General features: G+C 35.9%; 18 protein-coding genes. 6 read left to right on the forward strand and 12 right to left on the reverse strand.

Going from position 1 to position 16,855, the window contains the following annotated elements; all coding sequences use genetic code 11:
- Positions 1 to 122 precede the first annotated feature (122 nt).
- The 4 genes from QF044_RS08585 (at position 123) to QF044_RS08600 (ending at position 5,909) form a co-directional block, all read left to right on the forward strand.
- Entirely contained in the window at positions 123 to 1,160 is a 1,038-nt protein-coding gene (locus QF044_RS08585) for a PLP-dependent cysteine synthase family protein (RefSeq protein ID WP_307265909.1), read from the forward strand.
- A gap of 79 nt (positions 1,161 to 1,239) precedes the next feature.
- Positions 1,240 to 2,502, forward strand: a complete 1,263-nt coding sequence (locus QF044_RS08590) for a pyridoxal phosphate-dependent aminotransferase family protein (protein WP_307265910.1) — start codon at positions 1,240 to 1,242, stop codon at positions 2,500 to 2,502.
- 71 nt (positions 2,503 to 2,573) lie between these two features.
- On the forward strand, positions 2,574 to 3,476 hold the full coding sequence (locus QF044_RS08595) for a DMT family transporter (RefSeq protein WP_307265912.1): 903 nt from the start codon (positions 2,574 to 2,576) through the stop codon (positions 3,474 to 3,476).
- 240 nt (positions 3,477 to 3,716) lie between these two features.
- The gene (locus tag QF044_RS08600; protein WP_307265913.1) at positions 3,717 to 5,909 is read left to right on the forward strand and encodes a radical SAM protein; all 2,193 of its coding nucleotides are present in this window, start codon (positions 3,717 to 3,719) and stop codon (positions 5,907 to 5,909) included.
- Between the two features lie 86 nt (positions 5,910 to 5,995).
- On the opposite strand, the gene QF044_RS08605 is transcribed toward QF044_RS08600, so the two are convergent.
- The 3 genes from QF044_RS08605 to atpD form a co-directional block, all read right to left on the reverse strand.
- Positions 5,996 to 6,817 (reverse strand): hypothetical protein, encoded by an 822-nt coding sequence (locus QF044_RS08605; protein WP_307265914.1) that lies wholly within the window; start codon positions 6,815 to 6,817, stop codon positions 5,996 to 5,998.
- Between the two features lie 81 nt (positions 6,818 to 6,898).
- Positions 6,899 to 7,180 (reverse strand): F0F1 ATP synthase subunit epsilon, encoded by a 282-nt coding sequence (locus QF044_RS08610; RefSeq protein WP_307265915.1) that lies wholly within the window; start codon positions 7,178 to 7,180, stop codon positions 6,899 to 6,901.
- Positions 7,181 to 7,276: 96 nt separating this feature from the next.
- Positions 7,277 to 8,785, reverse strand: a complete 1,509-nt coding sequence (atpD, locus tag QF044_RS08615; RefSeq protein WP_307265916.1) for a F0F1 ATP synthase subunit beta — start codon at positions 8,783 to 8,785, stop codon at positions 7,277 to 7,279.
- Between the two features lie 214 nt (positions 8,786 to 8,999).
- Here atpD and QF044_RS08620 point away from each other — a divergent pair, with 214 nt between their 5' ends.
- The gene (locus QF044_RS08620) at positions 9,000 to 9,920 is read left to right on the forward strand and encodes a bifunctional riboflavin kinase/FAD synthetase (protein ID WP_307265918.1); all 921 of its coding nucleotides are present in this window, start codon (positions 9,000 to 9,002) and stop codon (positions 9,918 to 9,920) included.
- Here the strand turns inward: QF044_RS08620 and QF044_RS08625 are convergent.
- The gene (locus QF044_RS08625; RefSeq protein ID WP_307265919.1) at positions 9,917 to 10,270 is read right to left on the reverse strand and encodes an MmcQ/YjbR family DNA-binding protein; all 354 of its coding nucleotides are present in this window, start codon (positions 10,268 to 10,270) and stop codon (positions 9,917 to 9,919) included. The two genes, QF044_RS08620 and QF044_RS08625, sit on opposite strands and share 4 nt — an antisense overlap.
- A 98-nt stretch (positions 10,271 to 10,368) precedes the next feature.
- On the opposite strand from QF044_RS08625, the gene QF044_RS08630 reads away from it, so the two are divergent.
- Positions 10,369 to 11,025: an NAD(P)H-binding protein gene (locus tag QF044_RS08630; protein WP_307265920.1), complete on the forward strand. Its 657-nt coding sequence runs from the start codon at positions 10,369 to 10,371 to the stop codon at positions 11,023 to 11,025.
- A 30-nt stretch (positions 11,026 to 11,055) separates the two neighbouring features.
- On the opposite strand, the gene QF044_RS08635 is transcribed toward QF044_RS08630, so the two are convergent.
- The 8 genes from QF044_RS08635 to QF044_RS08670 all read right to left on the reverse strand — a co-directional run bounded on the left by QF044_RS08635 (position 11,056) and on the right by QF044_RS08670 (position 16,852).
- The gene (locus tag QF044_RS08635) at positions 11,056 to 11,571 is read right to left on the reverse strand and encodes a VOC family protein (protein WP_307265921.1); all 516 of its coding nucleotides are present in this window, start codon (positions 11,569 to 11,571) and stop codon (positions 11,056 to 11,058) included.
- A gap of 178 nt (positions 11,572 to 11,749) precedes the next feature.
- Positions 11,750 to 12,325: a glutathione peroxidase gene (locus QF044_RS08640; protein ID WP_307265922.1), complete on the reverse strand. Its 576-nt coding sequence runs from the start codon at positions 12,323 to 12,325 to the stop codon at positions 11,750 to 11,752.
- Between the two features lie 41 nt (positions 12,326 to 12,366).
- A complete protein-coding gene (locus tag QF044_RS08645) occupies positions 12,367 to 13,029 on the reverse strand; it encodes a histidine kinase (RefSeq protein ID WP_307265923.1) in 663 nt (220 codons plus the stop codon).
- Positions 13,026 to 13,364 carry a hypothetical protein gene (locus QF044_RS08650; RefSeq protein WP_307265924.1) on the reverse strand — a complete coding sequence of 113 codons (339 nt, stop codon included), beginning with the start codon at positions 13,362 to 13,364 and terminating at the stop codon, positions 13,026 to 13,028. Before QF044_RS08650 ends, QF044_RS08645 begins: the two co-directional genes overlap by 4 nt.
- A gap of 152 nt (positions 13,365 to 13,516) precedes the next feature.
- A complete protein-coding gene (gene kdsB, locus QF044_RS08655; RefSeq protein ID WP_307265925.1) occupies positions 13,517 to 14,239 on the reverse strand; it encodes a 3-deoxy-manno-octulosonate cytidylyltransferase in 723 nt (240 codons plus the stop codon).
- A gap of 38 nt (positions 14,240 to 14,277) precedes the next feature.
- A complete protein-coding gene (locus tag QF044_RS08660; RefSeq protein WP_307265926.1) occupies positions 14,278 to 14,634 on the reverse strand; it encodes a four helix bundle protein in 357 nt (118 codons plus the stop codon).
- A gap of 35 nt (positions 14,635 to 14,669) precedes the next feature.
- A complete protein-coding gene (locus QF044_RS08665; RefSeq protein WP_307265927.1) occupies positions 14,670 to 15,923 on the reverse strand; it encodes a pyridoxal phosphate-dependent aminotransferase in 1,254 nt (417 codons plus the stop codon).
- A 26-nt stretch (positions 15,924 to 15,949) separates the two neighbouring features.
- Positions 15,950 to 16,852, reverse strand: a complete 903-nt coding sequence (locus QF044_RS08670; RefSeq protein ID WP_307265929.1) for a hypothetical protein — start codon at positions 16,850 to 16,852, stop codon at positions 15,950 to 15,952.
- Between the last annotated feature and the right edge of the window lie 3 nt (positions 16,853 to 16,855).

Consider the following 16,855-nt stretch of genomic DNA (forward strand, 5'->3'; position numbering starts at 1 on the left):
GCTAAGATTGCAAATCAGAAAATAAATTTTCCCAATTCGCTGGCTTGAAAACAAACAAAAGTTTAGTAATTATTTATTTTTTTGTATTTTTGCGGTCAGATTTTTATTGAAAATAACAAATAATGAGTAATGTTTACGATAATATTCTTGGCCTAATAGGACATACTCCTATGGTGAAGCTTAATACTGTTACAAAAGATATTCCTGCAACCGTTTATGCCAAGTTAGAATCATATAATCCTGGACATTCCACAAAAGATAGAATAGCACTTCATATTATAGAAAACGCTGAACAAAAAGGTTTATTAAAGGAAGATTCTGTAGTTGTAGAAACTACTTCCGGAAATACCGGTTTTTCTATTGCAATGGTTTGTATTATTAAAGGATATAAATGTATTCTCGCGGTAAGCGATAAAACGAAGCCCGAAAAAATTGCTTATTTAAAAGCATTAGGGGCTACCGTATACATTTGTCCTGCCAATGTAGCGGCAGACGATCCGAGATCATATTATGAGGTGGCTAAGAGAATAGCTTCAGAAACACCCAATTCAGTTTACATCAATCAATATTTTAATGAATTGAATATTGATGCACACTACAAGACAACAGGTCCTGAAATTTGGGAGCAGACAGAAGGTAAGATAACGCACCTTTTTGCCTGCACTGGAACTGGTGGAACATTATCAGGTTCGGGTAAATTTTTAAAAGAAAAAAATCCCGGTATTAAAATAATCGGTGTGGATGCCGACGGATCTATCCTGAAGAGCTACCACGAAACAGGAAAAATACACAAAGAAGATGTTCATCCTTACCAGATCGAAGGAATGGGGAAAAATTTGATCCCTGCTGCCCTTCTTTTTGACAAGGTGGATGAGTTTGTAAGAGTAAATGACGAGATGTCTGCTTACAGAACCCGTGAAATAGCCCTTAAAGAAGCCATCATGGGAGGTTATACTACAGGAGCCGTAACCCAGGCACTGATCCAGTATGCCCAATCTCATGAATTGACTAAAGATGATATCATTGTTCTGATATTCCCGGATCATGGATCCCGGTATATCACCAAGGTATACAGCGACAAATGGATGGCTGAACAAGGTTTTGTGAATAACTGCGTACACAATTACGATGAAGTTTTCAAAACAGAATTCATTAAATAGAATATAATAAACCACAATACCAATAAAGTCTTCTGTGTTCCGCACGAAAGACTTTTTCACTTAAAAATTACTATACAAAATGTTAGATATTTTTGAACGTATTAAACAAAATCCAGGTCCATTGGGACAATTTGCAGATTATGCTGAAGGGTATTTTGTTTTCCCAAAACTGGAAGGTCCAATTGGTCCAAGAATGAAATTTCAAGGTAAGGATGTAATTTTCTGGAGTGCAAACGATTATTTAGGACTTTGTAACCACCCGGAAGTTTTAGAAGCTGATGCAAAGGCGGCTGCAGAATTCGGAATGTTTTATCCGATGGGCGCAAGAGCTATGTCAGGTGAAACTCAACAGCATCAGCAATTGGAAAAAGAGTTGGCAGAATTTACTCAAAAGGAGGCTGCTTATTTATTGAATTTCGGTTACCAGGGAATGGTCTCAGCGATTGATGCATTGGTTACAAGACATGACGTAATCGTTTATGACGCTGATTCTCATGCTTGTATTGTAGACGGTGTTCGTCTTCATATGGGTAAAAGCTTTACGTTCAAGCACAATGATATGGCAAGTTTGGAAAAAAACTTAGCCAGAGCCACTAAAGTAGCAGAAGAAAACGGCGGCGGTATCCTTGTAATCACTGAAGGTGTTTTCGGAATGAGAGGAATGCAGGGGAAACTGAAAGAAATCTGCGACTTAAAATCTAAATTCAATTTCAGATTGTTGGTAGATGATGCCCACGGTTTCGGAACTTTGGGTAAAACCGGAGCGGGAGCTGGTGAGGAGCAGGGATGTCAGGATCAGATTGATGTTTATTTCTCTACTTTTGCTAAATCTATGGCCGGTTTCGGAGCTTTCCTTTCCGGAGATGAAACAATCATCCGATTCTTAAAATATAATCTTCGTTCTCAGATTTTTGCTAAGTCTCTGACCATGCCAATGGTAATAGGAGGTTTAAAAAGACTGGAGCTTTTAAGAACACGTCCCGAAATCAAAGCTAAATTGTGGGAGAATGTTTCTAAACTTCAAAACGGTCTGAAAGAGAGAGGTTACAATCTGGGAAATACCAACACATGTGTAACTCCTGTTTTCATTGAAGGAACTACCATTGAAGCTACCCTTTTAGCTAAAGATTTAAGAGAAAATTATGGTGTTTTCACATCAGTAGTTGTATATCCGGTAATTCCTAAAGGAATGATCTTGTTAAGACTGATCCCGACGGCTTCTCATACAGATTCAGAAATTAATGAAACATTGGCTGCTTTTGATGGTATCCGTGAGAAATTAACTTCCGGACATTACAGAGAAATAGAAAAACAGATGAATATTGAGTACAAACAAATGTAATACGATATCATCATATAATATAACACAAAACCACTGATTATTTTCAGTGGTTTTTTATAAAATAAATGCGAATGAAATTTAAGGGTTATCTGTTAGGCGTTTTGTCTTCCGTTTCATTTGGGCTGATTCCCATTTTTATTCTGCCATTGAAGAAGGCTAATTTTTCAATGGATATTACTTTGTTCTACCGGTTTTTATTTTCTGCTTTAATGGTCGGAGGCTATCTGCTGTATTCCAAAGAAAATTTCAGAATCAATAGGAAAGAATTACTGATCCTTTCTGTTTTGGGAGTCTGCTATGCCCTTTCCTCAGAATTTTTATTCATAGGTTATGATTTTCTTACACCGGGAATTGCTTCTACTGTTCTGTTTATTTATCCGGTTATTGTCGCGTTGATTATGTTCTTCTTTTATAAGGAAAAACTTACAAAGTTATCTCTCATTTCCCTATTGTTTGCTTTCGCTGGAGTTATCGTTTTATGCTTAAAAGGAAAAGGTTTGGAGATTAATTTTGCCGGCCTCGGAATTGTCATGCTGAGTTCATTATTTTATGCCCTTTATATGGTAATCGTGAATAAATCTGATCTGAAGGTTTCAGGTTTCAAACTTTCCTTCTATTCCATGCTTTTCACTTCTGCATTTTTTATGATCAAAGCATCAGCTGAAAGTGAGTCTTTTGCCATTCCTTCTCTGTCTATATTGATAAACTTCATTATTTTTGCTTTTCTGACGACAGTCATTTCCAGTCTTTGCTTAGTGTATGCCATAAAATATATTGGGTCTACACCCACTGCTATCTTAGGAGCTCTGGAACCTGTAATTGCAGTAATGGTAAGTGTGCTCATGTTTCATGAAAAGTTTACAATCAACCTGCTTATAGGTATTGTCCTGATCCTGTTAGGAGTCATTCTGAATGTGATTGCTGATAATAGAAAGTCAAAACGCAATACTCATAAAACTCTAACAGAAGTCTAACATGATACTTCATCTTGAATTTTAATTTATCCTTTTTTATTTCATAAGCTTAATTCATTTTGTGCTTTAAATAGTATTACTGCTTATATTTCAATTTTGGAATTTGCAGCATAGCTTACAAATTACCTATCTTTGCAGGTACAATCTGAAGAGATATCTTTGCTATGGCAATATTATTAAAATACTGTCGTCCAACAACTTAAATTCAGATTGAGTGTAAATAATTTGAAAAAATTTCTGTTGAAAGATCTCCTCCTTATCACTCCGCCTTTTACCCAGCTTAATACACCTTATCCTGCAACAGCTTATATAAAAGGCTTTCTGAATACCAAAAATATTTCCAGCTATCAAACCGATCTGGGACTGGATGTTATTTTGGAGTTATTCTCAAGAAATGGAATTCGGAAAATTTTTGAAACAGAAATTGAACTTCAGGAGATCTCAGAAAATTCCAAGAGAATTTTTGCATTGAGAGAAGAATATCTAAAGACTATTGATCAGGTCATTAACTTTCTGCAGGGGAAAAATCCAACGTTGGCCAGACAGATCTGCAGCATGAATTTCCTGCCTGAAGCTTCCCGATTCAACCAGCTGGACGACATGGATTTTGCATTTGGAAATATGGGGCTGCAGGATAAAGCCAAACATCTTGCTACTCTTTACCTGGAGGATATTTCGGATTATATTATTGAAAATATAGATGCAGATTTTGGATTCAGCAGGTATGCGGAACGTCTTGGAAAAAGTGCCAATTCTTTTGATGAATTATATTCAAAATTATCAGGCGATCATACATTTATTGATTATTTCACGTTAAAAATTCTTCAGGAAAAATTAGAATTAGTACAGCCAAAACTAGTGTGTTTTTCAATTCCATTTCCGGGAAATTTATATGCCGGTTTCAGGTGTGCGCAGTTCATCAAAAAACATTATCCGCACATCAAAACTGCGATGGGCGGCGGTTTTCCGAATACCGAATTAAGGGAAGTAAAAGATTATAGAGTCTTTGAATTTTTTGATTTTATTACCCTTGATGACGGTGAACTTCCTCTTGAGCTTCTTTGCAATAATGTATTAAATAATTCAGGAGATGAAACAGAGTTAAAGAGAACATTTCTTATTGAAAATCAACAGGTTATTTATAAAAATAATTCCAAAAGGCACGATTATAAGCAGGCAGAAATCGGTACTCCGGATTATACAGATTTAAAGCTCGATCAATACATTTCGGTGATTGAAATTGCCAATCCCATGCACAGCTTATGGAGTGACGGAAGATGGAATAAACTGACCATGGCTCACGGCTGCTATTGGGGAAAATGTACTTTCTGCGATATTTCTTTAGATTACATTAAAATCTACGAACCTGTTTCTGCAAAGATTCTGGTCGACAGAATGGAAGAGCTCATCAAAACCACAGGGGAAACAGGATTCCATTTTGTAGATGAAGCAGCACCACCGGCCTTGATGCGGGAAGTTGCGTTGGAAATTCTACGGAGAAATCTGGTTGTTACCTGGTGGACGAATATCCGTTTTGAGAAAAGTTTCACCCGTGACCTATGCTATCTTCTAAAACTTTCTGGATGCGTTGCCGTTTCCGGGGGACTTGAAGTAGCCAGCGACCGATTGCTAAAATTGATTGATAAAGGAGTTTCAGTAGAACAGGTAGCGAGAGTTACAAGAAATTTTACGGAAGCCGGAATTATGGTTCATGCTTATCTGATGTATGGTTACCCGACCCAGACTATCCAGGAAATGGTAGACTCTTTGGAAATAGTAAGACAGATGTTTGAAATGGGAATTCTTCAAAGTGGATTCTGGCACCAGTTTGCCATGACCGCCCACTCGCCTGTCGGAATTAATCCTGAAGAATTTGGAGTGACTCCTGTGAAGGAAGAAATTTTGTTTGCGAACAATGATATTGATTTTATAGATAAAACCGGAATCGATCACAGCCAATTCAGTTTTGGACTCAAAAAGTCTCTTTTTAATTATATGCACGGAATTAATTTTGAATTTCCACTTCAGGACTGGTTTGATTTTAAAATTCCAAAAACGCAGGTTCATCCTGATCATATTCACGACTGTCTGTTGGATGATCATCTATTCAGCTTTAAGGCTAACTCAAAAGTTGTTTTTTTAACCAAAAACGTAATCGCTGAGAATCGCATAAAAAATAAAAAGAAATACTCCGGGGCATATACGCTTCTTACATTCCACTTAAAAACCAATATCGTAAAGATTGATCTGGAGCAGGATAAAGCGGAATGGCTGATGAAAGTGCTGGAAGAAAATACGATAGAAAACCCGAAAAAACTTACTGCTCAACAACTTAAGAATCAATTTGAAGAAAATTTTGAAGATTTTGAATTATTCTGGTTTTCAAAACCCATGCAGCAGCTTAAGGATAATGGTGTTATTTTGAGCCTTTAATTTTAAAAATAAATTTTATTAAATATAAAAAGTCTCCGTTTTCCGGAGACTTTTAAGATAGTTTATTAATATTTTATCTTTTCTATTTATTTAGGAGCTGATTCTTTTTCAACAGTTCCCACCGTTACCTTATCTTGTATTTTAATAAAATTCGGATCCATAAGGGCTATCCTTTCAGCAATTGCTTTATAGGTTGGAAATTTTAACAGGGATGCCCTGCCGGACATTTCTCTGTAAATTGTAAAGATCTTGCCGCCAGCTGTTTTTAGCTGTTTTGTTGTAGTAATATATCTTCCAATGTACTTACTTTTAGCATCATACATTTCAATGTCTATAAAACTTTTATCTGTAATGGTATCTTCTGAACCGAAGCTTACAGGAAGATTAGTGAAATATCCAACCGGAACACCGTTGCTCAGGATCTCTCCCACTTTATTGACCTCAATATTCATTTTGTCAATTTTACTTCTTGTGGTATAAGCTTCCTTTGTTTTGGTATCCAGCTTTCTTTTCGGTACATTCTTGAAAATTTCATCCAGATTTTTGATATTGATTCCTTTGTTATCAATGATCTTCAATCCTTTTATGGAAGTATAAACAGCAGACTTTTCTTCTCCCGAAAATGCAGACGGAGAAATATAATCGAGTTCGATTGTTTTTTCTCTGTTATAAACCCTGTTAAGCCTGATATAACTATCTCTCACAGAGTCTACTATACTTTTATCTATGAATTCCATAGTATACATCGGAGTTTCATTCAGATCCAGGAATGTATAGACATTGGATTTGTTCGAGATTTTGGCAACATGAATACCGTCCAGACTAATAATACCTCTTTTGGTTTTGAAATTCTGGGCATTGAGGAAAATTCCCAGAATGGTAAAGAATATGATTGTACTTTTCTTCATAAAATCAGACTTTTACACAACATAAAAAAAAGTGTAACCAAAGTTACACTTTCTTGAAAATATATTTAGCTTTTCATTTAATTATTCACAAAGGATGATTCCTTTATCATGATTAAATTCTACAACACCGCTTTTGATAGGATAAGAAAAAACAGAGTCTTTGTCATTTTCTCTAGTGAAGTTTTTAGCATAAGCTTCCCCAACTGAAGTTGTATAAAGCTTTACTTTACCCCCAACTAAAGAAGAAACGATTCCTGCGTGGTTTTTCATGATGTGGAATTCACCATTTTTTCCAGGCAATAATACTGAGTCTACTTCTCCTTCAAAAACTACGTATTCTGGTGTTAAAATTTTTATATTCATTTTAATTTAGATTAAAAGATTAAAAGATTGAAGATTAAAAGATTTTTGACAAATAATGTCTCTCATCTCAGGTCTAAAAATCTTATGTCTAATTTATTACGCGTTTTCAGCTAACATTTTTTGTCCTGCTTCAATAGCTTCCTCGATAGTTCCTTTCAAGTTGAAAGCAGCTTCCGGTAAATGGTCTAATTCACCATCCATAATCATGTTGAATCCTTTGATGGTATCTTTAATATCTACCAATGATCCCGGAATACCTGTAAACTGTTCCGCTACGTGGAAAGGCTGAGATAAGAATCTCTGAACTTTTCTAGCACGGTAAACTACAGATTTATCTTCTTCAGAAAGTTCTTCCATACCAAGAATGGCAATGATATCCTGAAGCGCTTTATATCTCTGAAGAATTTCTTTTACTCTCTGAGCACAGTCATAATGTTCGTCACCAATAATTTCCGGAGCAAGGATTCTTGATGTAGAAGCCAATGGATCTACAGCAGGGTAAATACCTAATGAAGCAATTTTTCTGTCTAGTACTGTTGTTGCATCCAAGTGAGCAAATGTAGTTGCAGGAGCCGGGTCAGTTAAGTCATCCGCAGGTACGTAAACCGCCTGTACTGAAGTAATTGAACCATTTTTAGTTGAAGTAATTCTTTCCTGCATTGCACCCATCTCAGAAGCAAGCGTTGGTTGGTAACCTACCGCAGAAGGCATACGACCAAGAAGTGCAGATACCTCAGAACCAGCCTGCGTAAAACGGAAGATGTTGTCTACGAAGAAAAGTACGTCTCTACCTTGTCCGCTTTCACCACCGTCTCTGTAATACTCAGCTAATGTAAGACCAGAAAGTGCTACTCTTGCTCTTGCTCCTGGCGGCTCATTCATCTGTCCGAAAACGAATGCAGCTTTAGATTCTTTCATAGCCTCTAGGTCTACTTTTGAAAGATCCCAACCTCCGTTTTCCATAGAGTGCATGAAATCATCACCATACTTGATAATTCCTGATTCCAGCATCTCTCTTAAAAGGTCATTTCCTTCTCTCGTTCTTTCACCTACTCCGGCAAAAACTGAAAGACCTCCGTGTCCTTTTGCAATATTGTTAATCAACTCCTGGATCAATACCGTTTTACCTACACCGGCACCACCGAACAAACCAATTTTACCTCCTTTTGCGTAAGGCTCAACTAAGTCGATTACTTTAATACCTGTGAATAAAACTTCTGCAGAAGTTGAAAGTTGATCAAATTTTGGAGCTGGTCTGTGAATTGGAAGACCACCTTCCTTAGATATATTTTGAAGTCCGTCGATAGCATCCCCAACAACGTTGAATAGTCTTCCGTTTACAGCTTCACCAATTGGCATTGTAATAGGATTTCCGTATCCAATTACCTCCTGCCCTCTCTGAAGACCGTCTGTAGCATCCATTGCGATACATCTTACTGTATCTTCACCAATATGCTGTTCTACTTCTAAGACTACTTTTTCACCGTTTCCTTTTGTAATTTCTAACGCATCATAGATACTTGGAACTGCTTCCACATCTGTGAAGACAACGTCGATTACCGGACCAATAATTTGAGAAATTTTACCTTTAATTTGGTTTGCCATTGCTAAATTTTTTCTTGGTGCAAATATAATGATTCTTCACTAACCCGCAATTGGTAAAAAAAAGATTTTTATCATACTTTTTTAAAAAATGTAGGAATATAACAATGCAGCAATTTTCCAATAATAACTCAGTAAAACAGGCAATTTTATTGTTATACTATTACATTGTTATATTGTTACATTATTTCTATATTTGCAGTCAAATTTTTTCGTTTTGAAAGTTTTCAAGAATTTTACAGATTATTCCTCTCAAAAGCCTTTAGCGTTGTCTTTAGGAATGTTTGACGGAGTGCATCTGGGACACAAAAGCATTATTGATGAGCTGATAAAAGTGGGCACAAAGAACAATCTGGAAACTGCTATACTTACTTTTTGGCCACATCCACGGTTTGTTTTTAATCCTAATGAAGATCTTAAACTTCTTAATACAGTAGATGAAAAGAAAGAACTGATCGAAAAATACGGTGTTGATCATTTATTTCTTAAAGAATTTGATGATGAATTCAGAAATCTTACGGGAGAAGAGTTTGTGCGCCAGATCCTGATTGACAAACTGAACGTAAAATATCTTATTATAGGCTACGACCATTCATTCGGAAAAAATAAAAGCGGAAATTTTGAGCTTCTTCAAAAGCTTTCCCAAGAACTGGATTTTGTTGTTGAACAGATGGAAGCCATCAATATCCACGAAAACAATATCAGCTCAACGAAGGTCCGCAACGCTCTTCTAACAGGGAATATTAAAGAAGCTAATGAAATGCTTGGCTATTCCTACTCTGTCTCCGGAACAGTAGTTCACGGAAAAAAGATCGGAAGAACAATCGGTTATCCTACCGCTAATATTGACACAGAATCTATCAAACTGCTTCCTAAAAAAGGAGCCTATATCGTAGAAACTGAAGTAAAAGGCCAGCAATATAAAGGAATGCTGAGCATTGGCACCAATCCTACAGTGAACGGAGAAAAATTAACAGTTGAAGTTTATATTCTTGATTTTGAAGATGATATCTATGATGAAAAAATCACAGTACGATTTAGAGATTTCCTTCATGATGAGATTAAATTTGAAGGTCTTGAAAAGCTGATTGAAAGACTGGACGAAGATAAAAGACTCACCCAGGCTTTTCAATTCTAAGAATTTACAATTTCCTCTTTCGCTTTTTTCGTTAATGAATTAAATACCAATTCATAAGAATGATCTATTAATTTAAAGATCAGATCTCTTTTTAAACCATCTACAAATACCGAATTCCAGTGGGTTTTATTCATATGAAATGCACCTGTGATCTGCGGATGCTGCTCGCGGAGTTCTGCGCTCCATTCAGGATCGGTCTTTACGTTGATCCCCAACGGCTGCCTTTCAAGTCCCATTAATAAGAACATTTTTGTTCCTACTTTCATCACAAGCGTTTCATTATCAAAAGGAAAGGTTTCTGTAACTCCTTTTTTGGCAAGGCAGTAGTCTAAAATTTCGTTAGCATCCATGAATTTTTATAAATGATAAGTGATTAATGATCATTGATATTAATTTCAAATGTAGTAAATTTAAGAAAGAAATCATATCATAACCAATCCCAATTATTATGAAAGCTTTGGTAATAGGCGCTACAGGTGCTACAGGAAAAGATCTGGTCAAGCAACTGCTTGATGATAAAGAATTTGATAAAGTTGATATCTTTGTAAGAAAACCGGTTAATATCCAAAATGATAAACTGCATGTTCATGTGGTCAATTTTGAGAAACCGGAAGAATGGAAGGATCTGGTAAAAGGAGATGTCGCATTTTCCTGCCTGGGAACTACGCTTAAAGATGCCGGTGGCAAGGAAGCTCAGAAAAAAGTGGATTATAATTATCAGTATGAATTTGCGAAAGCAGCCAAAGAAAATAATGTTGAAGATTATATTCTGGTTTCTGCTTATGGAGCAAACCCTGCATCTAAAATTTTCTATTCCAAAATGAAAGGTGAGCTGGAAGAAGCTGTAAAACAGCTACATTTTACGAAGATTACCATTTTCAAACCGGGAATGCTGGAAAGAAAGGATTCTGAAAGAACCGGAGAAGTTCTGGGCAGCAGAATTATAAAATTTGCAAATAAACTGGGCTTATTGGAAAGTCAAAAACCTTTGCCAACAGATGTTTTAGCTAAGGCAATGATCAATTCCTCCAAAATAAAAAGCAATGGCTATTCCAGTATTAAGCTTGGAAATATTTTCTGTTTTGCGGAGAAGACCAATGAGTAGTTGATAGAGAATCAGTAATGTAGCAGTAATTTATTTCGTGGTTTTACTGTTCATACTTTTGCCTAATTTTTCATATTCAATATCATTAGGTTCCCAAAGCTCTATTTTATTTCCTTCTATATCCATGATGTGTACAAACTTTCCGTACTCATAAGCCTCGATCTTATCTACAACCGTCACATTTTCTTTTTTAAGCTCTTCAACCAGTTTTTCAAGATTTTGTACCCGGTAGTTGATCATGAAATCTTTTTCTGAAGGTTGAAAATATTTTGTTTTCTCATTGAAAGGGCTCCACTGGCTAAATCCTTTTTTAGAATTATCGGCACCCTGGTACCACTCGAATACAGCTCCATATTCATTAGTATTAAGACCTAAATGTTCCTGATACCATGCTCTCATTTTTTTAGGATCTTTGCATTTAAAAAAGATTCCGCCAATTCCTGTTACTCTTTTCAGATCTTCCGAACTATTTTCTGTAGCTGATTTAAAGGCAAACCCTAACATAAAAGAGGCAAGAATACATAGAGTAAAAATGATTTTTTTCATGAGCAAAGTGTTATTGTTTTTGTAAAAATATATTTTCTATTTCAAATATTTTGAAATATTACCGGTTATTATCAGCTATAAACGCTTCGACTTCGCTCAGCGTGACAGCTCTAATACTATTTGTATGGTAGAAAATGTCACGCTGAGCGAAGCCGAAGTGTTATCTTTATTTTTTATCTTACTTCAGATACTTAGTAATAGCTTCGTCAGTAGGTTTTGTTGTACTCACGAAAGTATCTACCAGCTTTCCGTTTTCATCGATCAGGAATTTGGTAAAGTTCCAAAGAATCGTAGTATTTTTTACTCCATTCAGCTCCTTTTCAGTCAAATACTTGAAGATAGGTGCTGTGTCGTCACCTTTTACAGAAACTTTAGCCGCCAGGGGGAATGTAACTCCATAGTTTTTCTGGCAAAAAGCTCCAATCTCGGTATTGGTTCCAGGTTCCTGTCCTCCGAAGTTATTCGCAGGGAATCCTACAATGACCAGTTTGTCTTTATATTCTTCATATACTTTCTCCAGATCTGCATACTGCGGAGTAAATCCACATTCTGATGCGGTGTTCACAATAAGGATTTTCTTTCCTTTAAAATCTGCAAAGTTGATTTCTTTGCCATCCAGGCTTTCAACTTTAAAGTCATATATTGTTTTTCCCATAAGTTCTTTGGTTTTAGCTTGAGAAACTTCACTTTTCTGATTGGTACAGCTCTGTAAAAATGCCACAAAAGAAAGCAGCAATAAGAAAATATTTTTCATTCTTATCTATTTTAATGGCAGTTTTGCCAATGTTACTTTTTTTAAAACTTAAAAATATTTGCGGGAAAAACTTTATTTACCTCAATCTTGTTCAGGATCATAACGTAATCACCATCTTTTTTAGAACTGGAAGATTCTATTCTGAAAGACATAACAAGGCTTCCTACTTTTTTATAATCCGAATATACAACTGTTTCATCTTTTTTTACCTCTTTTAAAAGCATAAAAGTTTTTACATCAAAATAGTAAATGTTCTTATTGACATTTTTGGTCAGTTCTACTTTGTGACAGTAGATCTCTCCTACTTTTTCTTTTCCAAGATATTTGGCTTCAAAACCTTTATTTTCCCAATCGATGAAATCATTATCAAAGCTTTCCGATACATATTCCGGGTATACCTGCAGCTTATTGGTGGCATAATTCATCGCATAGCCTTTTGTACCGTCAAAGCCCTCAATTGCTGTTTCTTTTCCATTGATGCTGATAATAGTCTTGGTAAGATTGGGGCGTTGCTGGTAAATTTTTATAGGATATTCATCTTTGATCCCCAGAATCACTTTTCCCTGCAACAATACTGAATTCAGAAGCTTCCAATTCGTTAATCCTCCGGACAGTTCTATATTTTTGTCTATAATTTCTTTTGCAGTCTGAGAATACAGTGAAGTGGTAAGCGTTAAAAGGACTAAGTATATTATTTTTTTCATTTATTTCTTTTAAAATAATGGTCTAAAGAAGGTCTGAAAATAAATTTTGATTCATTCTGTTTCTTTTTGGGGATCAGATTTTCATTTACGTAAGTGAAAACTGTTCCAAGATCTTCTTTAAAATCTAATGGTTTTGCAAGATATACTATTTTATTTTCAAATTTATAATTAATAGGATCTTTTATACTTTGCTGCTGAGATGGTATGGTTAAATACGATGGATAGATTTTGTCATTTTTAAATTCCAGCACAAGAAATGTGTAGATATCGATCGCTCCATTTGTTGTTGCCTGACAGCTATGGCGTATTTGGGCATAGAATTTTTTATTATTCAAATTCTGAGATTTCAGATGGGGAACAGCAAAACAATACTATTAAAAATAAAACCCTCATGTATAGCCTGTATATTCATTCAAATATAAGAGGAATTGGGCAAAAAAACAAAAGCACTGAGTGCAGGTAATGTTAATGTTTTCCCAATCTATTTTTAAATTAATTTCCGTGCTTTCTCCAGATCTTCGGGCGTATCGATCCCTACTCCGATGAAATTGGTTTCTATCAATTTGATTTTCATACCATATTCAAGATAGCGGATGCATTCTATCTTCTCTGATATTTCCAGCGGCTTCATTTCCAACTTGGAGAACTGGAGCAAAGCATGTTTTCTGAAGGCATATACACCAATATGCTTAAAATAACTGATGTCATATGAAGTTTCCCTGTGAAAAGGAATCACAGAGCGGCTAAAATAGAGGGCAAACCCATTATTATCGGTAATAACTTTTACATTATTCGGGTTTTCAATCTCTTCTTTTTCTGTCAGCTTTATCTTTAATGATGCCAGAGAAATTTCCTGATTATCATCATCGTTAAAAACGTCGATAAGCTGCCTTAGAGGCTCTAATTTAAGGAAAGGTTCATCTCCCTGGACATTAATCACAATATCACAATCGATGTTCTGAACGGCCTCCGCAATACGGTCACTTCCTGTTTCATGCTGCCCAGTCATAACGGCTTTTCCACCATTTTTCACGATTTCATCAAAAATAATTTCTGAATCCGTAGCCACAAATACTTCATCGAATAGTCCTGTTTCCAAAACATTCTGATAGGTAGTCATGATTACTGTTTTTTCGCCCAACATCTGCATCAGCTTTGCCGGAAAACGGCTTGCTTCGTAACGGGCAGGAATGACAGCTATGATTTTCATTGTAAAAAAGTTATGAGTTATGAGTTATTAATTATGAGTTATGAGTTTTTATTCTTCGTCGTTATTATGATGCTCCTGATAATTTTTAACAATTCTGTTGCCTGAGCATTTAAGCCTTCAAATTCTTCTTTAGAAATATAATCTGTTGCATATAAAAGCTCTAGCCAATATAACGTTTCATCACATTCCTTCTGGGAAATTGACAGCTTATGGATAAAATCCATTCTGCTTTGAGCATTTAAAGCTTCTCTAATATTGGCACCGACAGATGTTCCGGAGCGTAGCAATTGCTTGGAGAGTGTGAATTCTTTTTTATCAACAATTATTCTTTTATAAAAACGAACAATATTTACTGCAAATTCAAAGCTCTTCTTACCAACAATACTTTCGCTCATAACTCATAATTAATAACTTATAACTTTTTAGTATATTATTTTAAAGCGTTTAAAGCATTTTCAAGCTTCGGAAGCATTACTTTGATCTCATCCACAGCCAAACCTCCTACAGAAGCACGGAACCAAGGCTCAGATTTTGCTTCTCCGAATGCTGAAAACGGAACCAGAGCAACTCCGGCATCATTAATTAAATAGAATACCAGGTCAGAAGAATTTTCAATCACAGACCCGTCGGGTTTTGTTTTTCCGATATAGTCTAATCTGATCGTAAGGTATAAAGCACCCATGGGTTCTATACTTTCTACAGCCAATCCTTTTCCTTTTAAATCCTGGATTCCACCGTGAAGAACTTTTAAGCTTTCTTCTAATTTGCCTTTGAAATCTTCTACGAAAACATTTACATTGTCAGGGTTTTCAAAGAATTTCGCGGTAGCTTCCTGTTCAGGCTTCGGTGCCCACGCTCCAACGTGTGTCAGCAAGGCTTTCATTTTATCCAAAATGTGAGCCGGACCGAATCCCCATCCTACACGCACTCCCGTTGCAGCAAGACATTTAGAGATACCGTCGATATAAATAGTATATTCTTTCAGTTCAGGGAAAAGAGAAACCGGATCTACGTGCTGTGCACCGAAAGTAAGGTTAGAATAGATCTGATCATACATCAGGTACAATGGTTTTTCGTCTGCCCCTCTTTTTTTGTTTTCTTCAAGAACCAGTTCGCAGATATCTGAAAGCTGCTCTTTTGTAAACATTGTTCCTGTAGGGTTCAGCGGTGAACACAGCGCTAACAAAACTGCACCGCCTAAATGGGGTCTCAGATCGTCTGCTGTAGGAAGGAAATTGTTTTCAGGGGTAGTTTTCACCTCTACCGCGTCTGCGGAAGTAAGGTAAGCGTAGTGGTTGTTGTTCCATGATGGTGTAGGATATACTACTTTATCACCTTCATCCACAATGGTTTTATATACCGCATAAATCAATGGTCTTGATCCGGCAGTAATTAAAATATCATTCGGTGAATAATCAAGGTTCCATCTGTTTTTCAGGTCTTTGGAAACCTCTTTTCTTAAAGATAAAAGTCCGTTGGCTGGCGGATAATTTGTCAGATTATTCTGATATGCCTTCTGAATCTCCTCTTTCAGCAGTGCCGGAATGGGATAGAGATTAGAATTCAAGTCACCAATAGTAAGATTGGCTATCTCTGCTCCTTTTGCTTTTAAATCATTAACTTCATTACCAATTTTTACGATTTCGGAACCAATCAGGTTCGCCGCTAATTTTGAAACTTTCACTTTATTTTTATTTAAATTTACTAATATTATCTTCTCAAATTAATCCTGCCTTCTATTTGATCCACCGGTGTATGTGCGTCAAAAGCTGCTATCAGTTCTTTTGCTTTTTTTGCTGTCCGCGAATTCGGATATTTTTTAATGATTCTGCTGTATTCTTCTTTGGTTTCATCCAGCAATTTCCCCTCTGTTCTGTCATAAGTCGGGGAACTGTCCATTCCAAGAATATAGTCTAACAAATAATCATCATATTCTCTTTTCGCTTTCTTTATCAACGTGCTTTTAGGAAAATTATTCATAAAATTCTCCCATGCGATCAATCTTTCCCCTAACTCTTCCCAAGTAATCATTAGACCACCATTTATAGCATAATTCTCTTTACTGTCATTTGCTAACTGCAGAATATAGCTTTCATAATCAGGAGTCACCTTATTCTTAAATATAGCATAATCATATCCATATAACGAATGAATTTCCGAAAGCCCTTCTCCCATAACACGAAATTCAAGACCTGCTTTGCTCAGTTCACCGGCAATCTTTTTTACGCTGTCCGGCAAATGATAAGTATCCGGCTCATTGGTATGGTAATCAGTATATTGATACAGTATATCTGCATGTAAAACATTCAAACATTCTGTATACTTTGTTCTTACTTTGACATAATCTTCGTATAATCTGTCGTTTTGTTCAGGGCTGTTTACTGCAATTTCCTTATCAGTTTTAGCCTTATACCATTGAAGAGCGGCAATATAATCCTCAGTTTTGTTAGCTGTTGAACAAGCTGTATCAATAGGCTTAAACAGATCTTCTTTTATTTCTGCTTTAGTCATTGAATCATTCGTTATTTTTGTTTCCGGTACTTTCTGTACTTCTTTTTTACAGGAAAAAACAAGTAAAGAGAGCATAGAGACTGCTACAATCTTTTTTATCATCTT

The sequence above is a fragment of the Chryseobacterium sp. W4I1 genome (genome assembly GCF_030816115.1).
Lineage (GTDB): Bacteria > Bacteroidota > Bacteroidia > Flavobacteriales > Weeksellaceae > Chryseobacterium.

Bases quoted from the DNA above. Each gene is read 5' to 3' on its own strand.
- QF044_RS08585 (WP_307265909.1), top strand. From the start codon at position 123: ATGAGTAATGTTTACGATAATATTCTTGGCCTAATAGGACATACTCCT.
- QF044_RS08590 (WP_307265910.1), top strand. From the start codon at position 1,240: ATGTTAGATATTTTTGAACGTATTAAACAAAATCCAGGTCCATTGGGA.
- QF044_RS08595 (WP_307265912.1), top strand. From the start codon at position 2,574: ATGAAATTTAAGGGTTATCTGTTAGGCGTTTTGTCTTCCGTTTCATTT.
- QF044_RS08605 (WP_307265914.1), bottom strand. From the start codon at position 6,817: ATGAAGAAAAGTACAATCATATTCTTTACCATTCTGGGAATTTTCCTC.
- QF044_RS08610 (WP_307265915.1), bottom strand. From the start codon at position 7,180: ATGAATATAAAAATTTTAACACCAGAATACGTAGTTTTTGAAGGAGAA.
- atpD (WP_307265916.1), bottom strand. From the start codon at position 8,785: ATGGCAAACCAAATTAAAGGTAAAATTTCTCAAATTATTGGTCCGGTA.
- QF044_RS08625 (WP_307265919.1), bottom strand. From the start codon at position 10,270: ATGGATGCTAACGAAATTTTAGACTACTGCCTTGCCAAAAAAGGAGTT.
- QF044_RS08630 (WP_307265920.1), top strand. From the start codon at position 10,369: ATGAAAGCTTTGGTAATAGGCGCTACAGGTGCTACAGGAAAAGATCTG.
- QF044_RS08635 (WP_307265921.1), bottom strand. From the start codon at position 11,571: ATGAAAAAAATCATTTTTACTCTATGTATTCTTGCCTCTTTTATGTTA.
- QF044_RS08640 (WP_307265922.1), bottom strand. From the start codon at position 12,325: ATGAAAAATATTTTCTTATTGCTGCTTTCTTTTGTGGCATTTTTACAG.
- QF044_RS08645 (WP_307265923.1), bottom strand. From the start codon at position 13,029: ATGAAAAAAATAATATACTTAGTCCTTTTAACGCTTACCACTTCACTG.
- kdsB (WP_307265925.1), bottom strand. From the start codon at position 14,239: ATGAAAATCATAGCTGTCATTCCTGCCCGTTACGAAGCAAGCCGTTTT.
- QF044_RS08660 (WP_307265926.1), bottom strand. From the start codon at position 14,634: ATGAGCGAAAGTATTGTTGGTAAGAAGAGCTTTGAATTTGCAGTAAAT.
- QF044_RS08670 (WP_307265929.1), bottom strand. From the start codon at position 16,852: ATGATAAAAAAGATTGTAGCAGTCTCTATGCTCTCTTTACTTGTTTTT.